Source organism: Oleiphilus sp. HI0043, assembly GCF_001634935.1.
In genome coordinates this window covers 1-646 of record NZ_LWEY01000233.1, presented here as the reverse complement: position 1 = coordinate 646, position 646 = coordinate 1, and the positions used below count along the sequence as shown (strand labels likewise).

The window sequence follows — 646 nt, the reverse complement described above, 5'->3', positions numbered from 1 at the left end:
TTATCCACAAATGAGGCGAAAGCATCATATGGTGTTGGTCTTCAAATGGGCCAACAATTAGCTAACGTCTTTAACGGACTGTCATTAGAAGCTGCTATTGCTGGCATCAATGACGCATTTTCTGGCAAGGGGCCACAGATTCCTGGCGAAGAAATTAATGCGGCGTTTCAAGTGATTCAGACTCAGGTTGAAGCAGAGAAGCAAGAGCAAGCTAAGAAGTTTGCGGGTGAAGGTGAAGCTTTCTTGGCAGAGAATGCTAAGCGTGATGAAGTGACGGTTCTAGAGTCCGGTCTTCAGTACGAAGTAATCACTGCCGGTGAAGGTGATATACCAACAGCTGAAAGTGTTGTAAGCACTCACTATCGTGGTACCTTGATCGACGGTAAGCAGTTTGATAGCTCATATGACCGTGGCGAACCAGCTCAATTTCCTGTTGGTGGCGTGATTGCTGGTTGGACTGAAGCACTTCAGCAAATGAAAGTGGGTTCTAAGTGGAAGCTATACATTCCATATCACCTTGCTTATGGCGAAGCAGGTGCTGGCGCCGATATCGGCCCATACCAAGCTTTGGTATTCGATATCGAGTTGCTAGAAATTGTTGGCTAGATAAATAGCTTTCCCTCATGCGTCTCGCTACGCATGAGGT

1 protein-coding gene is annotated in these 646 nt (G+C 46.6%); it reads left to right on the top strand.

Annotated features, from left to right (window positions below; translation table 11 throughout):
- A partial coding sequence (locus A3729_RS03685) for an FKBP-type peptidyl-prolyl cis-trans isomerase (RefSeq protein WP_068633195.1) occupies positions 1-606 on the top strand: 606 nt, incomplete at its 5' end.
- Positions 607-646: the final 40 nt, after the last annotated feature.